The following is a 22,024-nucleotide window of genomic DNA, read 5'->3' as shown; positions in this document are numbered from 1 at the left end:
GTGTGAGGCGACGTGTCTTTGACGCAATGTCATGCCCGAGCAGGATCAGGTCGACAGGCGACTTGGAAATTTCTGGGGGCGCCGCATATGAAACAACAACATCGGAATGAGGGGGCGGGACGTGACAAAAAACCAGACAGCAGTTGAGGCAGCGCGCCAATCCGTCAATCCCAGCGACCCCTACGCGCGCGAAGAACAGACCTTTCCAGTGCTGAACGACGATCAGGTGTCCCGTCTCACCGGCTATGGCGCGGTCGAAGACTTGCCAAAAGGAACGTGGCTGTTTGAACGCGGTCAACGGGGCGTCGATTTTTTTCTGATCCTCAAAGGGTGCATTGAAATCACGGACAGCACGCCAAATGGCGAGGAAATGGTCATCACTACCCATGCGCGCCACCAGTTCACGGGTGAACTGGATCTTTTCAACCAACGCAAGATCCTTGTCGGGGGGCGCACTGGAGAAGACAGTCGTGTGGTGCGGTTGTCACGTGATCAGTTTCGCCGAATGTCGAGCACAGAGCAGGATATCGGCGAGATCATCATGCGCGCCTTCATCCTGCGGCGCACCGCCTTCATCGTTCATTCCGAGGCCGGGGTTACGCTGGTCGGCGCGAAAAATGATCGCGACGTGATCCGCATCAATCGCTTTCTGACGCGGAATGGATACCCCTTGTTGCAGCATGAGCCCGGATCCACTGAAGGCGACCGGATCATAGGTGAGCAGGGCGGCGATCTCCCCATCGTGTGTACGCCGGATGGGCATACCTATCACAATCCGGGAACGCCTGAACTTGCGGATGTACTGGGGCTTACCGAGGATTTGGTGGACGGTCACGTGCGCGATCTTGCGATTGTCGGCGCAGGTCCAGCGGGCTTGTCGGCCTGCGTTTATGGTGCGTCCGAAGCGCTGGAGACAATCGTGATCGAAGCGGAGGCGCCGGGCGGACAGGCGGGCACCAGTTCAAAGATCGAAAACTATCTTGGGTTTCCGACTGGCATTTCTGGCCAGGCATTGGCCGGGCGCGCTTGGATACAGGCTCAGAAATTCGGAGCGACGTTCGCCATTGCCCGAGGCGCGACCGGCATTGAAAAGGAAGAGGATGGCACATTCGCCATTGTCACCGAGGGCGACCAGGTCATTCGGTCCCGCACCGTGATCTTGGCGTGCGGGGCGACATACCGAACCCTCAACCTTGAAGGTTACGAGGCCTACGAGGGGCAGGGTATCCACTACGCCGCGACGGCGCTTGAAGCGCAGTTTTGTGCTGGGACCGACGTTGTGGTCGTTGGCGGCGGCAATTCGGCCGGACAAGCTGCGGTTTTTCTGTCGCATCACGCGTCTCACGTTCACGTCCTGATCCGCGGCGACGGGCTTGCGGACAGCATGTCAGACTATCTTGTGCGCCGGATTGATGAGTCCTTCCGCATCACCTTGCACACCCAGACCGAAGTGACGGCGCTGCGGGGGGAGCGCATGTTAGAACAGGTGATCTGGAAAAACCGACGGACCGGCGAAGAGAAAACGGTCGATGCGCCCAACATGTTTGTCATGATCGGGGCCAGCCCAAATACCGCTTGGTTGGACGATTGTGTCGAACTGGATGAAAAGGGCTTTGTCGTCACAGGCCGGGCCAGCGGCGATCATGCGGTCTCGCCTTTCGGCACGTCGGTACCGGGCATCTTTGCTGTAGGCGACGTGCGGTCAGGATCGGTCAAGCGGGTCGCCTCGGGTGTCGGCGAAGGGTCAGTTTGCATCAGTGATGTGCATAGGTTCTTGGGTGGGTTGGAATAGCGTCTGTGATACTGGACGGACCTTTGCGGCCTGCCTTGCGTATTGCGAACTGGGTTTGTTCTGAAAGAACGTACTGACTTTCTGGCTGTGGAACAGGGACAAGGTGCTATTCATTAGGCTGCTTTGAAGGTGCAGCAGGTCATCTAACGTTGCCATCGGCGAGCGTGTATCAGTTCACAAGTTCAAGCTTATGTAACGCTTGCACCGTCGAATATGGCGCACAATCGAGGCGCCATGGTAGGCAACATGGATGTCCAACGGCACTCGGTACAGCGGGCGCACCGTTGCGCAGTCATCCGTCATGCGCGGTGTGTTTATGACGTCCAAGATAGGTAGACGTAAGTCAGACGCGGTGACAGATTTTAGACACCGCGCGGCGTTTCCTATTGGCCGCCGAAATACGCATCACCAAACCAATGTTGCACACTATCGAAGGGCTGTTTGCGCAATGTCGAGCACCAGCATGTTTGCCAACTGCGCACGCGCTGCTGCCAGTGCGGCAAACCCCGCCTCAACATCGTATTGAATGGAAAACGCAAATTCGTGTGCATGTTCAACCCGGTCTTCGTCATCCGGAGCGACAAAGTACAATCCAGCCGCGCGGTATTCGCCATTGGCATCGGGGATAAGTTCCTCGAATCGAATGTCGACGGTTGCCTCCGGGCGGGATTGGTAAGGCCAAGGGTCTGGCGCCACGCGCGCGCCGCTGACTTCCCTGAGCGCGCGTGCCACGTCGAGGGTAATGGCGCGGACCGGGTCGTCTGCCCAGAGGGCTGATCCGCTTGAGCTGAGGCGCCCATCAAGGTCCGCGCTGGAGATTTCTTCGGTCGCGGCATATGTCGGCAGCGACACATCGCGTATCGAGACGGCCTTGTAAGCTATGCGCACGCGTTCGGGAGTGGGCTCGGAAGCCGCTTCAAATCGTGTAGGGGGTTCTGATCCGCAAGCGACCAGAAACAATAGTGCAGTGGCGGCGACCAGCCTAATCAATCTTTATCTCCCCAAGAGCAACGAATTCGGCTGCCGTTCGATGGTGCGTGATAGACTTGTAACCGCTTTTGCAGCGCGCGCCACCTCCGTCAGTGCCAGTCGCACCGTGCGATTGAACTCCGAGCTTTCGTCGTAACCGGCAAGGGTGTCTTCTGCTCTGTCCAAAGTGGTGTTCAGGCGATTTACAAGCTCGGGCAGCGATTGTGCAGCTTGTGCTGCGGTTTCGGCAGCGTTCTGTGTCGATGCGAGAGTGGCGTTCAGGTTTGCAACGGCACCGCCCTCGCGCAACTCCGACAACGCGAGGCGGATTTCATCGAGTGATGCGTTCAGTGTGGCAGGCAAGTCTTGCGTACCGTCGGTGTTCAAGAGCTCATCTGTAGAAGCCACAACTTGAGAAAGGCGCGTGACCAGGTCTTCCAATGGCAGTTGTTGCGCGGTTCTAGCCGTCGCGGTCAGGCTTTCGACCAGTTCAGGAACACCTTCGACACTATCCGAGATCGTTTCAGCGGCTGCGCCCGTTGCGTCGACGGTTGCCAATACCCGTTCAACCGTGTCCGCGCTTTGGAATGAGCGCAATATGCCGGCCAATTCCGCGATGGCTTGTTCCGCATCGCTGAGGATTGCAGCGATCCGTTCCGGAACGGCTTGCACATCAGCCGATGACGTCAACTGTATGACATCACCAAGCGCTTTCCTCACATCCTGCGGTATTTTTGCAAGGTCGCCGTCGTTGACCAACGCTGTGGTCGCATTCAGGAAATCAACAGCAGACTGCATCAATTCCTCGATGGGTAGATCATTGATACGCTGCAAGACGCCTTGCGCGGTTGCCCCTGCATCAGCAATCTGGCTGTCGGTTGTAGGTATCGCGGGAAGCGGGAGCGCCCCGAAATCTATGGTCTGTCGTTCGGCGCCATCCACCGTAACCAACTCGATGCGCAGGCCGCCCGTCAAAATAGAGGCCGTCGTTAGCCGGGCGCGCAGACCTGCCTCTACCTGTGCTGCAAAAAAGTCCATGATGACATCGTCGCTTGTCGTTGCGGACAATCCCAACGGTGCCGCTGCAACTTCCACCGAAACTTGAAGACGCACACGCTCGTCGCGGAACCGCAGCGGATCAACGAGCCCCGATACATTCGTTACTTCACCTATGGAAATGCCGTTCAAGTATACCGGCGACCCGACGGCGAGGCCCGTGGCATTGTCATCAAACACCATCGACAGATTTATGACGTTCCCACGGCGTTCGTCAAAAAGGGCAGTGCGCGCTTCCGGTTCCGATGCATATACGTCGAAGAGAGGCGTGCCGCTTGGTGGGACACCACCCGACACCAGCGTATCAAACGCGATACCGCCTGCGACCAGTGACGCCAGCGACGTGAAGTCCAGGTTCGCGCCGCCCGCGCCGATTGAAAAGCTGAAGCCAGATGTGTCCCAAAAGCGCGTCGTCGAAGAAATCAACCGGTCGTATGGCGCATAGATCACGGCAGGTGCATTGGCCTGTGCGGCGTTCGGTTGCAGTTCTGGCGAGCCGACGCGCCCAACTTCTATGCCCTTGTACGTTATGGCAGTCCCTTCGGCCAAAGTTGTACCGGGTTGAGCTCGTAGCGTTATCGTTGTGCCTTCTTCCCCCGGTCTCAAAAGAGGGGCGGTCGCCAAGCCAACGTGTTCCGCGGCAAATCCCATGGCGTTGGTGTCCCAGACACCTTCGATGAAAACCCCCGACAGAACAGTGTCCAGACCGGACACGCCGCGTGTCGATACCTGCGGGCGGACGACCCAAAATACAGCGTCTGCATCCACAAACGGTGCAATCTCTTTGTCCAATCGGACGGATACCTCGACCCGCCCGAGGTCCGGCGAAAATTCCACTTGTTCAACGCGACCAACAACGACGTCCCGATACCTGAGTTCGGTTTCGTTGGCTTTCACGCCGGATGCCTCTTCGAAGACGATGACAATCCGGGGGCCTTGGCTGGACCAGGTTTGCCAAGCGACACTTAGGGCAACAACCAAGCCAACGATGGGAACCAGCCAGACAACTGACATTCTCTGCAGGAACGGTCGACGTGCTGGCTTTACGTCGATCTCCGGAACCTCATTCGGCATCAACAGGGTCCTTTTGTGTTACGCTCTGGTCCCAGATCAGTCGGCTGTCGAATGCTTGAGCGGACAGCATTGTAAAGATGACGGAGAGTGCGAAAGTCAAACTGGCAACACCTGCGGTGATATTTGCTGCATTCCCGAGTTGAACCAATGACGCGAGGATAGCAACCACGAACACGTCGATCATCGACCACCGTCCAATGTACTCGACCACTTCGTACAGCATTTGCCGGTGGTGCCCGTCCAGCATGCGCGGCCGCGCAACTGTCAGGGCCAGATATGCGATCGCCAGGAATTTGCCGACGGGAATGGCGATGGATGCAATCAGGATCACCAGCGCAATTCCGATGGCACCGTGTTGAAATAGTTCAATTGCACCGCCGACGATTGTTGCGTCCTCCGTCGTGAACAAAGTGCGCGTGCGCAGCATCGGGTACACATTGGCCGGGACGTAGCACATCAGCCCGGCAACCCACCACGCCCAAACCTTTTGAAGACTGTGTGGGTCGCGCGACCTTAACGCCGCACCGCAACAGCCGCAGTGCTGCGTGTCGCCGGGCCATGCGCGCGCGCACCGTCGACAGCCCACAAGACCTGCGGATTTTGCGGTCAGGACTGCGACGGATTCAGGGCGTGCCATACTGACCAACTGCATAAAGATCGTTGTAGAAGAATGAGAAGTAAGACCAGCACCGCGAACATCCAGAACGCAGGGCCAAAGTTGACGAAGGCCAAGTCGCCCACCTTGATAAGTGCCACGGCCACACCCAGCGCGAAAATCTCGGCCATCGCCCATGGTGTAAGGTCTTCAGCCCAACGGAACGCTGTTCTCGCTCCGGCTGCCGGCGGGGTGTCAAAGACAACCGGTGTCAGAACATACAGAAGCAATACCAAACGCAGTGCAGGGATGAAGACGATGAAGGCGGCCGTCATCACGATAAGCGCCGAAAGCAATCCGCTGCCGAAGGATAGTGCGACGTCGAGCACGGACGCCGCATTGGAGAGCCCTGCCGCCTCAATCCGCAAAAATGGAAAAAACACCGCCCCAACGATCATGATCAGACTTGCCAAGGCCAGGGAAATGATCTGCATCCCGGCCTTTCGACGTGGGGTCGCGATCACGTGGTGACATCTTTGGCAAACCGACACCTCGCCTGACACGGGCGTCTTGGCCCGGTAAAGCGCGTCACATTGCGGGCAAACCAATAGTGACGAAACATTCAGCTGTGTCATGGTACGCCTTTGCGCCCTGTTGCGTGTGAGACATGTGTCGTTTCAAAGACCGGTGCGTATTCTTGTATTGTCGCAATCTTCGTGACCGACACAACGGTGGTCATTGGTCACAGTCTGAATGTCATAGGTCTTGATTAGCGAATAGTCGAGTGATGCCAAAAGCTGTGGCAGAGATCAGCGATTGAGCAGCGCCATTCCGCGTTCGAAAGGTGTTATGAGGTGCCTTGGGCCAAGCAAAGCATTTGTCGGTCTTAGATCAGCCGACCGTGAATGCGTCTTGGGCGTTACACATTTTCAATCCTGAACGCAGCCGTTGGCGTGTAATCAGATTGTTCGCATCTTATCACTCCTGGCGCTTGGCCCTCCTACGGGGTGCCTCCCACGTATGTTGATCGTAGGTTGCTGCGGACGTTTGACCTGCCCGGAAGATGCTTTAGACATATCGACAGCAACCCACCCAGGGAGACCACATTCATGCTGAAAGCTTTTGTTTGGACCGTGCCAATGGCGCTTTGCTGTTTTTCGGCGTGGGCGCAAAACGACACGAGTGGGGATACGGCGACCGACGCGGCCGAGACGACTTTAATATCCGCGGAGGTGGACCTGGCGGCGGCAGAAAAAATCTTCCAGAAGTCGTGCCGAGCCTGCCATGGCAACAAAGCGCAAGGCGCAGCTAGCTATCCGAAGCTTTCTGACAAAGAGCCAGACTACATCGTGGAATTGCTGGAGCGCTACAGATCGGGCGAAAAGATCGGACCGAATTCTATCCTAATGATTCAACACGCCAAAAAGCTTTCGGACAGCGACATCGCGAGCCTCGCGATCTATGTCACCACAGCTTTCGAATAGTCCGCGCGTAAGAACCTGAGCCCAGCGGCGCGACGTTGACGTTGCGTAAGTTGATCGTTGACCGGTGAAATTCTCGCGACTACCGTGGGAACCTTCGCACACCCGGATTGAGTGGACAAAAGAAACAGCCCCCTCCGGTTGGCGAAGCAAATCACTATGGGAGGTTATTATGTATCGTTCACATTATCGTACAACGCTGCCTGTTCTTGCGTCTCTTATCGGCGGCACGGCAATCATGTCTTTGCCAGCGGTCGCCCAGAGCGGCTTGAACACAACCAACCTGCAACACGAAGTTGTGCTCGATGGTCTGGATAATCCGTGGGACATGGCGTTTCTTGACGACGGCACGATGCTTTTTACCGAGAAGTGCAAAGGCTTGTCAGTGCGGATGGCAGACGGCACCGTGAACGCGCTGTATGGCGTTGGCGACACTGATGGATATCCATCCAACGGGTCGGATCTGTTCTGCGAAGGTCAGGCCGGCATGATGGGCGTGGCCTTCGATCCGGATTTCGCCAACAACCGGCGGATCTATGTCTATTCAACGTCGAACATGTCGGAGCCTCATACGAACCGGCTCATGAGGTTCAGTCTGAGTGAGGACTTCACGTCTGTATCGGACCGGACTGATATCGTTGACGATGTGCCCTACAAGATGGCGGCATCTGATCACCCGTTTGGAGGTCCCGGCGCACACAACGGCGGCCGTGTTCGATTTGACGCGAACGGGCATCTGTTCCTGACAACGGGCGATACCCACAATGGCGAAGTGCCCCAAAGCCCAACGATGATGGGGTCAAAGGTTCTGCGGATCGACACCGACGGAAATGCCATCGCTGACAATGCTCCGCCAGATGGTTTCGATGATCGCACATACACTTACGGACACCGAAATGTTCAGGGCATTGCGTTCCATCCGGTGACCGGACAGGCGATCACGGCAGAACACGGACCTTGGCATTCGGACGAGATCACAATCCTCCAGAATGGTGGGAACGCCGGTTGGGATCCACGACCGAACATGGCTGGTCGAGGGGACTGCCCAGACAACTACTGTGGGTATTCGCCAAACCAGGAGGAAGGCATGAACCGCTACGAAAGAGCGGCCTTTATGCCCATGACCGATTTTGACACCTATCCTGATGCCATGCCCCCGATTTGGAACAACAATGGCTGGTCGCAAGGCACGTCGTCGGCTGCGTTTCTCGCGGGCGACGCGTGGGGTGATTGGAACGGAGCGATGGTCGTCGGCATCATGGGCATCGGTTTTGGTGGAACGCCAATCGGTCAAAGGATCGATGTCATTCAGTTCAACGATGACAATACCGACGTAGAAGACGTGACAGAGATGACCCTTCCAATGGAGACAGGACGCTTCCGCTCGGTCGTGATGGGCCCGGATGGCAGCCTCTATACCGCCATTGACGAAGGCACGATCTACAAGCTGACGCCTGGTGGCTGATCCTCAATTGGGCTGCGCAACGGACCTGCGTGGCCTATTCACCATCGACCAGCGCTTCGGGAATTTCGAAGCGCTGGTCATCAACCCTGATGCTGTACGTTTGATCGCTGAGGGTCCAATCCATATCTGTGCCGGAGCCGGACATTGTCGCGTTGCCGCGTATGAACGCACCGTCCGAGAACATCAGCGTGCGAGCGAACCCGTTCTGAAAAGTTACAACGATCGCTGCTGATCTTTCGGACTGGGCTGCGGCTGCATCGCATGATCCAAGCGGCTCCCCAACCTCCTGCGCGCAGCGAACCTTGGTTGCTGCATCGAAATCTCCAGACTTCGCCCGTTTGGTTGCTGTGCTCATGTCTGCAGCGACAGCACTTGGTAATAAGGCGATGATCGTAAATACGATCGCTGGTGCACGTGACATCTCTCAACCCCTCGACTGGACAGATCACAATTGGCGCATTTTCATCATTCGATGACAACTCTTGTGCCGTGACGGGCCAAGATGCCGGTGAATCTAATTGCATTTACCGACAAACCATCTGTGATGCATCGCGAAGTCTCTCATCGTCGAGCACGCTACAGCAGCTTGTCTCTTAAGTTGGACGCACTCAAGTCAGTTCAGTGTCGACCGCAGAACGATTGGCTACGTCAATATCAGAGATACAACGAAGATCGCCGCGCAATCGGCCTTGCAGCAGTTCTTCATCATCCCAAACCACTTGGCGGAAGTAACTTTCCGAGGGACCAAAATCGCCGGTCGCAAGGCAATCTTGAATGATGTTCCGGGACTCCAGATGGAACCGCTTTGTGATCGGCGTTCGGAAGTCGTCCAGATACCAGTCCGAAAAATCCCCCAAGTTCAGGTATTTGCGCAGCCAAGTTTCATACGAGTAGCAACCGTAATGCAGGATTTCTGCGCCACGTGACACAAGCCCGGCGCCTTCGGCCAACGAGAACCGGTGCGGACCGTCGGCCCGGGCATCGATCTTGCACCGGACGGCGGATTTACCACCTTCATACAAGAGGAAGGGGAGGCGACCACTCTTCTTGAAGTGTCGGATCGCAGAGAAAGGGTTGTCTGCCGTCCACAGGGGACATGCTTCGTGATTTACAAAGTGAAGTTGACTGACCTCTGGGTTCTGATCCCACAGCTGCGGGTCCAAAGGACGGAACACTTCATCATCATCGATATGCAAAAGCCAGTCCATCTGTCGTCGCTGACAGTCCTCAAGCGCCGCGTTTGTATTTGCGTCCTGACGCAGTAGCGTTTGGGTCAATCTTGATACATGTGGAATCTGCGCGCCTTGGCGCAACACAATCCGTTCGTTGGCAAGTGGGCTCAGCGCCGCCAGATCTTCGGCGTCGTCGGCCCACAGCAGGATGATGTCAAAAAACCGCAGGTGATAATGGCACCATGTCGAAAAGTGCTGCTGTGGACGATGGACAGTTGTGGTCAACGCGCAGCGGGGCTCCATCCATTCAGTCCCACGCCAGGATCGACGGAACTTCATTGGGGTTTTCGAGGCGCAAAAGCTGGTAACCAATCCCCGACCGACCGCAGAAAAAGCCTGGAGCGAAGGCACCGTTCCCTTGGGGCCATGCAAAGTCACCAAGCATTGATGCATTCTGAAGCGTAGTCTGGCTCAGGATGCGGGCTTGATCCACCAACTCGGCGCGTTGCAAGCGGAGCCCACACGTCAGCAACACTTCGATGCGGCCAAAAACACCACAGCAAAGGTGGTCGGCACCCGTTGCGCCGGCGCTTCGAGTCGTATCGAGAGCCGCGTCGATTATCTCTTGGTGCAAGGGTCGATCGCGTGCGGTGCGAAGTTCGGACCGCACCAAGGCGATGCCCGGTGCGCCGTGACACCATTGGCACGCGAAATCGCCGGACGCCGCGCCCTCATTTCGCAGATCCGGCCAGTTGCCGACATCATTTGAGAAAAGCGCATCCTCATAGTCCAGTGCCTCTTGCGCCGCCTCGGCAAAGGCCAGTTCATGGCACGCGCTTGTGAGTCGGTGAAGCGCAAGCGCGATGCCCGATGCACCATGCGACATGCCTGTCAAAGGCCGCTCGCTCACACCAGCCCAAGCGCGAAATCCTGTGTCGGTCGAGATGCGGTGTCGTAACAAGTGTTTTCCACAGGCGCGCGCCCGAACGAGCAGGCCTGCGTCACCAGTCACTTGATGCAGCGCCAGCAGCCCCAGAATGGCACCCGCGGACCCTCCAATCACATCGAAGATGCGATCTGCTTCGATCTGTTCAGATGCGATTTCTTCGGCGACAATCGCCGCCTCATCATTCAAGCTTGCATCGTCGAGAAGGCTTGCTGCGCGGGTCAATGCGTAAATGATTGAACCCGCACCACTGGCACCGCCAATGCCAATTGTCTCAACAAGCCGTTTGCGCCGTGCCGGATCGTGAACGGCCGCCCGCAAAGGCGCAAGTGCAGACATGGCCGCAGCGCGCCCACGCTCATCTCCATAGGTCTTGCAGTAAGCCGCAAAGAAAAGAGCGATGCCTGCCGTGCCAGAATACAGATCAAATCCGACCGCATCAATCTGACTGGTCGACCCAAGTGCCAGAGGTACCGCGCCGATCCAAGTCGTGCCATCAGAGCCTTGGAGTGCGGACTTTTCCAGCCTCTCGAAGATGTCGCGCACAGCGCGTTGTGGTGTCGCGATCTCTGCGTATTGCAACCTTTTGTCCGCTGCACCTTCGGAACGATTGCCCGTCCGATACTGCATGGACAACGCCGCTTCAATCATTCTGAGCGCTTCAGACAGATGATCGTTCGACATCTGGGCTGTCCTCTCCGCAACGTCATGAACCGCCGAGGAGTGGAAGAAATTTTCAATCTTATCCCCGTTGGAGAAGGTCAGGGCAGTCGAGTTTGTCTTGGACTTGAAGTAGGGAATATCAAGGCAGGCCATCGCGGCTGCCTCGTCCGCCACAATGCGGTCCTGCGCAAAACCGCCATGATCGGCAAGGAACTCAAAAGCCTTTTGGAATGCTGCCAGGTCGCGCAGATTGCGAGCGCCGACAGCCCGGTGAATAAGCAATGCGTAAAGGGCTGTTGGCCTGAGGACAACGCGAACATGCTTGCCTTGAAAACGCTCTAGCGGTCCGCCGCTGGACAGAAATGCGTCTCGTCGTTTGACAATAAAGCGATACATACGCTCGTAACCGCGGAGGATTTCCTGCACATAGTCACTGGCCGAGAGGGACACCCGTCCGACGGTGACGATATTGTCGGAAACCGGAGGTTGGACGGACTTGGGTTCGTAATCCATCGCATCGGTGTTCACATGCGTAAACGTGCGGTGCATGGAAAGCCGGTGTTCGTCCTGATAAAGGCCTCCTACCGCAAGGAAGTGCCCGCCGGGGATGACAAGCCAGCGCGGCAGGAACCCGGTCGAGAGTACCGAGTCGCGAAGCCAATTCCCGGCCAAGTCTGCGGCGGTTCCAACGGGTTCCGCCGCTGTATCACCCCGGGGCACAGGTTGAAATAACGTCTCGAGATCAACCGGCGTTGGCCAATCGCCTGCAGCAATCACGTTTTCAAAATGGAAGTCGGTCCCGCGCAACAAGTGAAGAAGACACAAAGTCGATCCCGCGCGCTCGAAGAACCGCACAGCGCCAGCTTTGTCCGTACAAGGTCTCGAAGCGATCCATTCGACCCAACCATAGCCGTCCCGTTTGAGCACCTTTGGCGCACGTGCAGAGGCCGGCGCATCACTTGCATCGAGCCAACCCAGAAAGTCGCGCCATGCGGAATCAATCGATAGATCACGCGGTTTGTAACCAACCTCTTGCCCGCTGGCGAACGTGACTTTGAGAACGGTCCTCCCGCCGCAATGTGGATCGCTTAGCCCGCCTTCGATCAAGACCACTTGTTCGGAGGATGCGTTGGTTAATAAGTTCCGCGCGATTGCCTCGGCATCGTCTGAAAGCCGCTGCAAAAACTCTCCGGTTGCGTCGATCCAAAGCTCGGTGACTTTTGCGCAAAGCTGAGCGAGCACCGGGTATTCCTGAAACACGGCTTCCAGTCGACCTTGCCGAAGTTCTGCGGTGAAGCTGTCGTATAAGTATGTGGAACTTGCATCGTGCTCAACTGGCAAGCCGTGCAGCAGCGCATGTGGTTCCGCCATCAGGCGGTGAAGCGCAAAGCCTGTAAAGAGCGCTGGCGCCAAGAGCCGGGAGAGCCGTGATATCAAGATCTGATCGAGGCCGACAAGAGCCTCTTCAGTGGCAATGTCTGAAGAGACGCCGTACAGGTGCTGCCGCTGAAGACGTGCAGCAGTTGCAATCGGTAATAGCACATCTTCAAATGGTTGCACCCGCGTAGCTGCTGGCGCGGGCGGGACTGTCGAGGCTCCTCCTGGTGCTTGGTCCCGGTGCGACGTCACTGCCTCCAGCATCCAGTCAAGCGTTTTGAATCCCGCCGCACCCCGGTCAGCTTGATCAGACTTTAAAGCATCATGTTGCACCAGAGCGTCTGAAACGATGCATGAGGACGCGTCTGGCGGGGGATCACCCTTGTCCACCGGTCGACCATGCGGCGTCATTAACGGCTGAATGTGCCACCGTCTGATACCACCAGACAGTCGTGGCTGCAGCAGAACCCGGTTGGCGTATCCTTTGCGGCAAGGTTTTGGAGATCACTATCGGAAAGGTCCCGCTCAAACGGCACGCGTGGCAGCACGAGGTTTACTGTCGAGGCGGTGTTCTCAACGACGACGACAGAGACGTCCTTTGGCATCTTGATCCCAAACTCTGAAAGCGCGGCGGCAGGATCGGCAAGCAGCTTCTTTTTAAAGCCCTCGTCCGTCCAAGCCCTGCCGACAACTTTGGCATACCGTTCATTCCAGCTTTCCGTCGTTTTATACATCCGCTTGCTCCTTTCGCGAGCTTGGTTCGCCGTGTATTCCGGCCGTCGCTTATGGCGAGACAGCCGGGATTCCGAGATCGGGGAAGTGATCCTCTGTCGAGGCGTCAATCGCAGGTCTTGCTGCATTGTAGGCGGCGATCATGATCTGGTTGAGCTCGTTGAGATCGTTGTTGTCGCTCGCGTTTGCAAATACCGTCCATATAACGTCGTCGCCTGTCTTCATTACGTACCAACCCAGCCCACCGCCCACCGCGCCGTTGTGGAAGACATCACCATTGGCTGAATTGACAGCGACAAAAGCACCATAGCCTGCGTTGAGCGGACTGGTTGCGGTCAATCGGTTGTCGAAGGATGACTGGCTGATCAGTGGGTTGCCGTCTGATCCATCAACCCCGGCAAGAAACCGTGCATATGCCGCAGGTGTGGCGGCAAGCCCGCCCGGTGCCGTGCCGTTGACCAGTGGGATGCCGCCATAGGGAAAGCGCACCAACATGTCTGCATAGTCGGGAACGCCGCCCGGCCATGACGGAACGAGTTCCAAAAACCGGGCCCGGACAAATTCCGCACCAGATAGCCGGTCTGCGACCGTCGAGTAGTGTTCTGCTTCTCCCGGTGCGCGATTTGCAAAGATATCGGAACTGCGGAGGATCAGGTTTTCGAGGCCATAGGGTGCGAAAAGACTTTCTCGAATATATGCTTCGAAGCTTTGTCCCGTAAGAACTTCGACTGCTGCAGTGATGATGCACGGACCCGTGTTGTAGTAGAAGTAATTGGAGTTGGGCGTCGTTGACAGGGGCCTATCCAGCATCCACCGAACGGTCTCGGCGCAGGTCGGAGTACGCTCGATACCAAGAGCCACAGCGATCTGTTCAGTGTTTGTGATCGGGTTGATGCCCCCAAAGCCTGCGATGTGCTGCAGAACCTGTTGAACGGTCACTTGGTCAAGTTGGGTATTGTATGTCCCAAGCGCAGACCCGACGCCTGATGATCCATTCAGAATATCCTGAAAGATCCGCGTGTTCATTGTTACCGGCTGACCTGCGGGCGTCACCGCGTTCGCTTCGATAAGCTGCAACATTGCAACCGCTGCCGTTATCTTCGAATTGCTCCCGATGCGGAACAGCGTCTCAGCCGTTGCAACCTCGGTCGGCGACGTCCGGGCCAGCCCATAGGACTGCGCATAGACAAGCCGTCCGTCCTTCACCAGTGCCATACCCAAGCCCGGAAGCCCGTGGCGCTTGACGAAGTCGCGCAGCCGCCGATCATACTCGTCCCGCGCGGTGAAATTGTTGCCGACGCCTTGCTGCGGCAAGCCGTTGTTGGTCATCGCAATATCAAAGCGTAGCCCCGCACTTGTCTGGCGCGCCTCAATGTCCACGACGCGCGCAAAGTGCCGACCCGTCAGGTGCAGGATATCTTCTGCTCGAAGCCCGAGATACCACCACCAATAGCTGAGCCCCGGATCGCGGGCTGCAATGGCAACCCAACCGCCCGACGGACGGCGCTCAAGATCGACCAGCTTGTATCCCGGGTTATCCGCGATCCACGCGCCGATACCGCTCGCTTGCGAATGGGTCAGAACGGCGTTCGGTCCACCTGTCAGCGCATTGTCGAGAAGGGCTGAGTAGAGCGGAACGCCGCGTATCTCGTAAGGCTCGATGTCGATGATCCGTGCGTTGCGGTTGTAAACCCTGTCCCGAATATCCTCAATGCTGGTCGCATCAAGCCAGGTCCAAGTCGTGTTGTCCTGACCCGTCTCGCGTACCATGATGGTTGCAAACCGAAGACCCGCGCCGCTTTCATAGGGTTGGACGCGGATCAGGCGGGCGTTGTTCTGCGTTGCCAGATCGCGGACTTCTGCCTCTGTACGGTCGAAGTACCACCACCAAGTCTTGGCATAAGGGCCGGTGTTCTGAACAAGCACGGCCGCAAATCGGATTGGATTGGCCTGGACAACTTCGATGTCGACAAGCCGGAACCCTTGATCCAGCCGCTCAACGATCTGCGCCTCGGAGGCATTGTCGAACCACCACCAACCAGTATTGGGGCCAAACTCGAATTCCACGGGTGATGGTGGTCCCAGTGTCAACCCGCCGGGACCGCCGAAAGGCGTGGCACTTCGGCGTGTGGACCGGTCTGTGCCTTGCTTGTTTTTCCGGTCGACCCTGTACAAGTGGCGCTGGAAAAACCCGGACGAGACAGGTGGTTCGTGCGGCTGTGTCGCAATGATTTCGTCTGTTATAAGCCTTTGCAACGGCTGACTGCCGCGATCTGCGTCCCGCTTGCGCAGGTTTGGCACCTGACGGTCAAGGGCCGGGTTCACGAAGAACGTGCCTTGAGGAAAGTCCTGCGCTGTTACACTGGCCGCAAAGGTCAGTAGCGCCATAGCCAAAACGATCAAGCACGTCGCTAGACGTGACTGCCAACTCAAAGTTACCTCTACCGGACATGAGGGAGCACGTGATCTGAAAATGACTGTTCGCTGATCGTCTCGAAAGGACTCCATCCGTAAATTCTCCATCTTTAAATGGTGAAATAAACGCTCGAACACTGCTTAGGTCTCAACTCAAACGAAGAGGTCAAACACAACACTTCAATTGGATTTCTCCGCGGCAATTCTCAAAATCGCGCAGACCCAAAACCTTAAGTTATGATGCCAGTCTATGACACATTTTGCAGATTCGTTCAACGAACACACGAATACAGTCGGCGCTTGCAGAACCGGATCGACTTGCTTGGAAAGGCAAGGTCGGCGGGAAGCGCGACGCAATATAGACCGATCCACCCTGTGCAGGTGCCCGTTAAAGCCGCTCATAGTTCCGTGCGCCAAGGACGGAGCCTCGTAGTATGTTGACCAACACACTTTTGGGAACGCAGCCCACGATTGTTCATGCCCAGGGACAACAAGACGCCAGTCCGCACTGGCCAGAGATACGGAACGGTTTCTTCGAAAGCCAACCCCAAACGTGTTCACCCGATCCTCGACTGACCGTCATCACCTGGAGCAACGACACTTCCGGTCCTTGCATCTTCGAACAGAGCCTAAACCACCTGGGTCTGGCGCCCTCCGTTCTCGGTCGCGGGGTGGAAGAGTGGGTGAACAGCATCCACAAACCAACGCTGACGCTGGAAGCACTTCAGACTATTTCATCGAATTACGTGCTAGGGGTGGATGGCTTCGACGCCATCGCGCTGCGGGACCCGGGGCAGGCGGTCGATGTATTTGACGCTGAGTTTTCCTGCGACCTTTTGTTCAACGCAGGAAAGGTCTGCTGGCCGGATCTCGACGTGTTTCGAGATTTCGAGCATTCGGTCTCAGAGGCCGCGGGTTCGCCGTTTCGCTACTTGAACGGTGGTGCCTGGATTGGAAGAACAGAGTTTTGCAGAGAGTTTTTTGCGGCAGTGGCGGCGCAGCCGCAGCTCGACGCGTGGCCCAGCTCCGAGCAGGGGCTGCTGAAACAGCTATTTCCGGAATGGTACCCAAACGTGTCTGTCGACTACCGCTGCCGCATCTTTCAGACACTCCAGTACGTTTTCGACCCCATTTTCCGTCTCGATACCCGATGCGCAGAAATTTGAGCTTCTGAATTGAACTGTCAGCCTGAGGGCTCCGGCCTCAACCGTTGAGACCTGAAAAGGCACTTTAGTTGATCAACTGTCTTTCGTTGAATGAGTGTCCAACGGTGTGTCTCCGAAACCGGTAAGACGCCTAGAATTAGTTTGCGCGGACGGCGGTTTATGCAAGTCGCTGATCCAACAAACGACGCATATCTGATCACGAAATTCGTACTTACTTGACCCTTGTGTCGCACCGAAACTGAGTGAACCCTGAGGCTGACAATATGGTAAGATCATCGTCGGGCCGCCTAAGCCCTAACGCGCAGTCAAGGGATTTATTCTCTTGATTTGACACGTCAAGCGCGTCACCATTTTCAACGTGACGTTGGGTCAACTTTTTCTGACCGTCTGTACCTTCTGTATCTATGTATTTGAAATGGCGTGATATTACCAGCTGGTGATGCGCCGAAACTTCTACTTTAGGGGGAATCATGAACACGTATACTTCCAAAGACAAACTTGTCGCCAAGGGCTTCGCCACGGGCGCTGCACCTGCTTACCAGGACGCTGACATTCAGGTCGAAATGATCCATGGGTGCATCATCGTTGACATCATCGGCGATATCATTGGGGACGTCGCTGCCGATGCAGTCGCGGACGCAGCAGCCGACGCCGCAGCGGACGCCGCCGGAGACGCTGCCGCGGACGCGGCCGCAGATGCTGCTGCGGATGCCGGGGGTGACGCCGCCGCCGACGCTGCAGCGGATGCTGCGGGCGACAGCGGCCTCAGCGCCGCAGCAAAAGGCCGACTGAAGACACTGGCGCTGCTCTTGGGTGGCGCAATCATGGGCCAGATCGTGTCTGAGGTGACGACCGTCATCAAAGGCGCGGTCAGCGGCAGTGGAGGCTCTGGCGAAACCACGGCGAAGGACTATTGGGACTCGTTCTATACCGAGATGACCAAGGACTATCCTTGCGATAATGCGGCCAGCGATCCTTGCGCGACGAATGTGCGCAATAAACAGGAGGCAATGGTACTGTCCTTTGCCGGCATTCTGGGCAAAAAGGCGGTACCCGGGGATTCGTCCGGTAAGACATACGGCGACGAAGCCGCGACCTTCATGAAGTCCTGGCCTGCCTCCGATCAATCCGCGCTGAAGGACAAGCTGACGGAAATTTCCCAGTCGGCGGGCATTCCCAGCATGGTCAAATATCTGTCGACCTATCAGATCACGGGAGCCACCGGTGAGGTGGCGGTCATCGCCGAGGCAAACGTGTTGAATACCGTTGCCTCCTTCGTGTTCACCGAGTGACCGGCTTCGGCGCCGCAAAAGACCGGAAATGACTGCGAACAAAGCGCTTCGGAGTGTTGCTGACAGCGACACTCCGGACGTGCTGAATTGGATTTCGGAACGTGCCCGCGTGCTCAACATGCCGCGGGTCGATATTGCCCTGCCGGGCATAGACATGGCCCCGGCAACTGCTGTGCGTCATAAGTTGGGGTCCTTCAGCAAGCTGATCACTGGCCTGCTTTTGATGCGTGCGGCGGATATGGGTCTGTGTAGGTTGAGTGATACCGCCGACAAGCACCTTCCCGGTGCGGGGCCGTTCGGGCGAGTAATGCCTGCGCCGACACTTTGGGACCTTTTATCTCACCGCGGCGGCATTCCGCGCGGCTCCGGCGCACCGGGGGCAAAGGTTCGTCAGGACGCTTTGCACGCTGCTTGCGGCGATCGGGTGGAACCGGGACACGTCGATGCGCGCTACTCAAACCTCGGTTTCGTTTTGTTGGGGCAGGTGTTGGAACACCTGCACGGCATGACTTGGGGGGACCTTGCCCGGACCACGCTCTTCGCGCCGCTGGCCCTGGATACCCTCGGGGTCGGCGTGCCAGAGGTGCCGCCGCCGCTTGCGCCGCCTCATCAGCTTCGCGGATTTCATCCCGATGCGTGCTTGCCTTTGGAAATAGCGCCGATGCCTTTACTGTCTGCACCCGCAGCAAGTCAGGATCTGCATGGCACGGTCGCAGATTGGGCACTGCTGTTGACGTGTCTCTCTCAACAGGATGGGGCACAAGGCTGGGCAGACCGATTTTCCCGGCTATTCAATTTGGTCGCTCGAGAGGGCGGTACGCGCGGGGGGCTGCGGATCGGAGCCGGTTTGCAAGTCGGGCAAAGCACAATGGGGCCCATTGCTTTCGAGGCTGCCGAGCATTTCGGCCACGGCGCCGCCTTTGCCTTGTTGCCTGGCCGTGGCCTGTCGGTAACTTTGGCTACAAACCGTGCAGGGGCGGGGGCTGACCTGATGCATATGGCGATGGTGCTGTTGCGCCACTTGGCGCAAGGTGAGCCGTTGCAGATCCCGCATGCCGGCTGGCCTGAGTGCGGTACTTACATGGCCAATACCGGAGATACACTGCGGATCGAGGGCACAAGTGCCGTGGTCAATGACGATGCTCCGGTGACGTTACAAACGCTTGGTGGTGGGCGGTTGATTGCGGAAAGTGGCGTGCTTGCACCGTTCGGTCTGATGCTGGATCGCGGCGCCGGGACAATTCATGCTGGCAATCGCTCCTTCCGACTGCGCGCGTTTCCAAAGGCGCAAGGAGCCAAACGCTGCCGTCTGCCCGCTGGCTTTTACGCAAATCCGGATTTAGGTCGTATCGCGCTGTACCAACGTGACGGTGGAACGGTGTTGGCCTTTGCCCCATTCAAGGAGGCGCGGCTTGAACCGGACGGGGAAGGCTGCCTGCGGCAGGTCGACGGCCCCGCCGCTGGTGAGCGTCTTCACTACGCCATAGGACCTGCGCGGCTCTGGATTGGCGGGCATCCTTTTACAATCGCAGAAGAGGGGTTCTGGCAATGATGGCCATTCTGGATACCCTCGGTTACATCGCGGCCAATGTGATGATCCTGTGCCTTGTGTTCTGGTTTTTATTTTGGGACTGCGAACGCCAGAATGCCATACGCCGCTATATTATACCCAAAGTATATCAACCCTTTGGCTACATTGGGCTGAATGCGGAATGGGTAATGTTCACACCGGATCCACCCCTCTTTGACATGTGGCCGATGGCAGAGTTGACCCTGAAAGACGGACGCATTGTCCATTGGGAACCACGACCCTTTCAGGAGATGTCGATCCCCGAAAAGATCTGGTGGAAGAAGCACCTGAAATTCTATCTGCAGGTGTGTCAGAGCAAGGCGGACAACCAGATCAAGCGGGACCTTGTCGACTACCTCCTGCGCGTGCACTCGGATGGCGACGACTGTGTTGAAATCCACCTGTTCCGCGTCCGGCAGAAGACGCCCAATTTCTACCGTCAGGATCAACCGCGTGACCCGCCCACGAAGCAGGAAATCTTTTTCTTGCGTCCGCGCCCGCCCGAGGAACGGCAATGACGGCCGAGACACTCCTTGCGGCGTGGAACGGCTTTTTCTTCGAGCCGATCTCTGTCCTGCCGATGGCCGTGTTCCGTATTGTTTTCGGCTGTGTTTTACTGATCGACGGCATCTACATGGCGCTGCACGCGCGTGAGTACCTTGGGCCGCGAGGGCTTACAGAATACACCCGTTATTTCAAGCGTACAAGGGGGCGGGCGTTGTCGCTGTTCCTGTTCCTGCCGAACTCGATGTGGTCGGTCCGCCTGATCCTTGTTGTCCACTTGATCGCTGTGCTGATGGTCATCGCCGGGTGCCTGACACCGTGGTCCTTCATCGTGGCCTTTGTCACTACCCGTTCGATCGTCAGCCGTCAGGATCACATGACAAATGGAGGAGACGCGATTGCCAAAATCATGTGTTTCCTCATGATCTTCACGCCTGCTGGGCAGGCCTTATCGGTTGATGCCTGGATGTATGGTGGCGATACCGAGGCCGCGCCTTGGGCGCAGCGGCTGATGCAAATCCAGCTTTGTATCATTTATTTCAATACGTTTTATTGGAAACTCAAGGGCGCGACATGGCGCAACGGCACTGCCGTCTACTATGCGGTGAGCAACCGAATGTATCGCAAGTTTCGCTTTCCCCCGTTCTTTCTGCGCACGCCATACGTGCAGATACTGACCTTTGGTGTGCTGCTGCTGGAACTGGTGCTGGGACCGGGTTTGTGGTTCGATGATCTGAGGCCGTGGTTGATGGCAGCCGCCATTCTAATGCACCTGAGTTTCGGGTTTTTCCTTAACGTTCACCTGTTCGGCTTTTACATGATCGCCTCGCTGATGACGTTCCTCGAACCTGAATGGGTTGCCGCACTGCTTGGAGGTACTTGATGGGGACGGACTTTCCACGCTTTTCGCACCGCAGCGACCCGAATGTGCAGGCATTCCCGGACGAAGGGCACGTGCTGGTCGTAGACGGCACCTGCGCTGCCTGTTCCAGCGGCGCGAAGTTCGTGGCGCGGCGGGACCATCGAAAAGAGTTTTTGATTTGCCCGGCGGGCAGTAGTCTGGGACGATCCTTGATGCTGCACTACGGGATGGATCCAGACGATCCGGACAGTTGGCTTTATCTGCGACATGGCGACGTTCGGTTCAGCCTGGATGCCATGATCGAGGTGGCCGCGCATATCTATCGCCCTGCCGCTGTGTTGCGAGTGCTTTTCATACTGCCGCGCCCTGTGCGGGATTGGATGTACCGGCGCATTGCACGTAATCGGCACCACATCATGGGTCGGACCGACATCTGCGAAATTCCGGACGAAGCTCTGCGTGACCGGTTGATTGGGTGAGCACGAGCACACGATGTTCAGGGAGTAGAAAGCCCCTTCGATCACGTAGAAAAATGGTTTTTTATCATGCCTTTGAGAGTTGACGCGTTCGACCGGGGGTCGTCGCCAGTGCCAATCCAAGGTCTTGGTCAAAGCATTTGCTTGGTACTTTTCGCCAGGGGGTTAGACCGATCAAATGCTTAATCAGATCGACCACACCTGTGCGAGCCTTTCGCCACATGAGCTCAGTAGTGCATCTGCCTCGATACGCCTTCGCGACATTAATTGTCGCGGCTGTGTTGCCACAGACATTGGTGGATAGGTTCTTGGAAAACCCGCCGCAAATTTTCGGAACAGTGCGCTCGGGTTCAACGTGCGTTTTCGTCGGCCTATGAACTGATACCACTCGACACGTACGGGTGCTCCGGTCAGGCG

The 22,024-nt window shown here is 57.1% G+C and carries 18 protein-coding genes; 9 read left to right on the top strand and 9 right to left on the bottom strand.

Annotation, left to right across the window (positions count from 1 at the left end):
- Positions 1–121 precede the first annotated feature (121 nt).
- Entirely contained in the window at positions 122–1,792 is a 1,671-nt protein-coding gene (locus Q1A32_RS15065; protein WP_299654824.1) for an FAD-dependent oxidoreductase, read from the top strand.
- Between the two features lie 426 nt (positions 1,793–2,218).
- Here Q1A32_RS15065 and Q1A32_RS15060 read toward each other — a convergent pair whose 3' ends face one another.
- Genes Q1A32_RS15060 through Q1A32_RS15045 form a run of 4 tightly spaced genes read right to left on the bottom strand, consistent with a single transcriptional unit; the run spans position 2,219 to position 5,980 of the window.
- Positions 2,219–2,782, bottom strand: a complete 564-nt coding sequence (locus Q1A32_RS15060) for a membrane integrity-associated transporter subunit PqiC (protein ID WP_299654821.1) — start codon at positions 2,780–2,782, stop codon at positions 2,219–2,221.
- Positions 2,783–2,785: 3 nt separating this feature from the next.
- Complete coding sequence (locus Q1A32_RS15055) at positions 2,786–4,891, bottom strand: intermembrane transport protein PqiB (protein WP_299654818.1); 2,106 nt, start codon at positions 4,889–4,891, stop codon at positions 2,786–2,788.
- Positions 4,881–5,543, bottom strand: a complete 663-nt coding sequence (locus tag Q1A32_RS15050) for a paraquat-inducible protein A (protein WP_299654815.1) — start codon at positions 5,541–5,543, stop codon at positions 4,881–4,883. The genes Q1A32_RS15055 and Q1A32_RS15050 overlap by 11 nt, the downstream gene beginning before the upstream one ends.
- Positions 5,498–5,980, bottom strand: a complete 483-nt coding sequence (locus Q1A32_RS15045; protein ID WP_366141234.1) for a paraquat-inducible protein A — start codon at positions 5,978–5,980, stop codon at positions 5,498–5,500. The genes Q1A32_RS15050 and Q1A32_RS15045 overlap by 46 nt, the downstream gene beginning before the upstream one ends.
- A gap of 615 nt (positions 5,981–6,595) precedes the next feature.
- Between Q1A32_RS15045 and Q1A32_RS15040 the strand changes: the two genes are divergently transcribed.
- Together Q1A32_RS15040 and Q1A32_RS15035 are read left to right on the top strand one after the other, a co-directional pair.
- The gene (locus Q1A32_RS15040; protein WP_299654809.1) at positions 6,596–6,970 is read left to right on the top strand and encodes a c-type cytochrome; all 375 of its coding nucleotides are present in this window, start codon (positions 6,596–6,598) and stop codon (positions 6,968–6,970) included.
- A gap of 169 nt (positions 6,971–7,139) precedes the next feature.
- Positions 7,140–8,432, top strand: coding sequence for a sorbosone dehydrogenase family protein (locus tag Q1A32_RS15035; RefSeq protein ID WP_299654806.1), 1,293 nt, complete (start codon positions 7,140–7,142; stop codon positions 8,430–8,432).
- 34 nt (positions 8,433–8,466) lie between these two features.
- Here the strand turns inward: Q1A32_RS15035 and Q1A32_RS15030 are convergent, their stop codons facing one another.
- From Q1A32_RS15030 to Q1A32_RS15010, 5 genes are all read right to left on the bottom strand, one after another.
- The gene (locus tag Q1A32_RS15030) at positions 8,467–8,853 is read right to left on the bottom strand and encodes a hypothetical protein (protein ID WP_299654803.1); all 387 of its coding nucleotides are present in this window, start codon (positions 8,851–8,853) and stop codon (positions 8,467–8,469) included.
- Between the two features lie 187 nt (positions 8,854–9,040).
- Positions 9,041–9,889 (bottom strand): hypothetical protein, encoded by an 849-nt coding sequence (locus Q1A32_RS15025; RefSeq protein ID WP_299654800.1) that lies wholly within the window; start codon positions 9,887–9,889, stop codon positions 9,041–9,043.
- Positions 9,890–9,911: 22 nt separating this feature from the next.
- The gene (locus Q1A32_RS15020; RefSeq protein ID WP_299654797.1) at positions 9,912–12,773 is read right to left on the bottom strand and encodes a type 2 lanthipeptide synthetase LanM family protein; all 2,862 of its coding nucleotides are present in this window, start codon (positions 12,771–12,773) and stop codon (positions 9,912–9,914) included.
- Between the two features lie 227 nt (positions 12,774–13,000).
- Complete coding sequence (locus tag Q1A32_RS15015; RefSeq protein ID WP_299611667.1) at positions 13,001–13,324, bottom strand: NHLP leader peptide family RiPP precursor; 324 nt, start codon at positions 13,322–13,324, stop codon at positions 13,001–13,003.
- Positions 13,325–13,373: 49 nt separating this feature from the next.
- Positions 13,374–15,710, bottom strand: coding sequence for a serine hydrolase (locus Q1A32_RS15010; protein WP_299654794.1), 2,337 nt, complete (start codon positions 15,708–15,710; stop codon positions 13,374–13,376).
- A 461-nt stretch (positions 15,711–16,171) separates the two neighbouring features.
- On the opposite strand from Q1A32_RS15010, the gene Q1A32_RS15005 reads away from it, so the two are divergent.
- The 6 genes from Q1A32_RS15005 to Q1A32_RS14980 all read left to right on the top strand — a co-directional run bounded on the left by Q1A32_RS15005 (position 16,172) and on the right by Q1A32_RS14980 (position 21,610).
- The gene (locus Q1A32_RS15005; protein WP_299654791.1) at positions 16,172–16,903 is read left to right on the top strand and encodes a glycosyltransferase domain-containing protein; all 732 of its coding nucleotides are present in this window, start codon (positions 16,172–16,174) and stop codon (positions 16,901–16,903) included.
- 470 nt (positions 16,904–17,373) lie between these two features.
- Positions 17,374–18,195, top strand: a complete 822-nt coding sequence (locus Q1A32_RS15000; RefSeq protein WP_299654788.1) for a hypothetical protein — start codon at positions 17,374–17,376, stop codon at positions 18,193–18,195.
- 28 nt (positions 18,196–18,223) lie between these two features.
- The gene (locus tag Q1A32_RS14995; protein WP_299654785.1) at positions 18,224–19,747 is read left to right on the top strand and encodes a serine hydrolase; all 1,524 of its coding nucleotides are present in this window, start codon (positions 18,224–18,226) and stop codon (positions 19,745–19,747) included.
- The gene (locus tag Q1A32_RS14990) at positions 19,744–20,283 is read left to right on the top strand and encodes a hypothetical protein (protein ID WP_299654782.1); all 540 of its coding nucleotides are present in this window, start codon (positions 19,744–19,746) and stop codon (positions 20,281–20,283) included. The genes Q1A32_RS14995 and Q1A32_RS14990 overlap by 4 nt, the downstream gene beginning before the upstream one ends.
- Positions 20,280–21,152, top strand: coding sequence for an HTTM domain-containing protein (locus tag Q1A32_RS14985; RefSeq protein WP_299654779.1), 873 nt, complete (start codon positions 20,280–20,282; stop codon positions 21,150–21,152). Before Q1A32_RS14990 ends, Q1A32_RS14985 begins: the two co-directional genes overlap by 4 nt.
- The gene (locus Q1A32_RS14980; protein WP_299654777.1) at positions 21,152–21,610 is read left to right on the top strand and encodes a thiol-disulfide oxidoreductase DCC family protein; all 459 of its coding nucleotides are present in this window, start codon (positions 21,152–21,154) and stop codon (positions 21,608–21,610) included. The genes Q1A32_RS14985 and Q1A32_RS14980 overlap by 1 nt, the downstream gene beginning before the upstream one ends.
- Positions 21,611–22,024 lie beyond the last annotated feature (414 nt).

The organism is uncultured Tateyamaria sp., assembly GCF_947503415.1.
Taxonomy (GTDB): Bacteria; Pseudomonadota; Alphaproteobacteria; order Rhodobacterales; family Rhodobacteraceae; genus Tateyamaria.
This window is presented reverse-complemented; position numbering and strand designations above follow the sequence as displayed.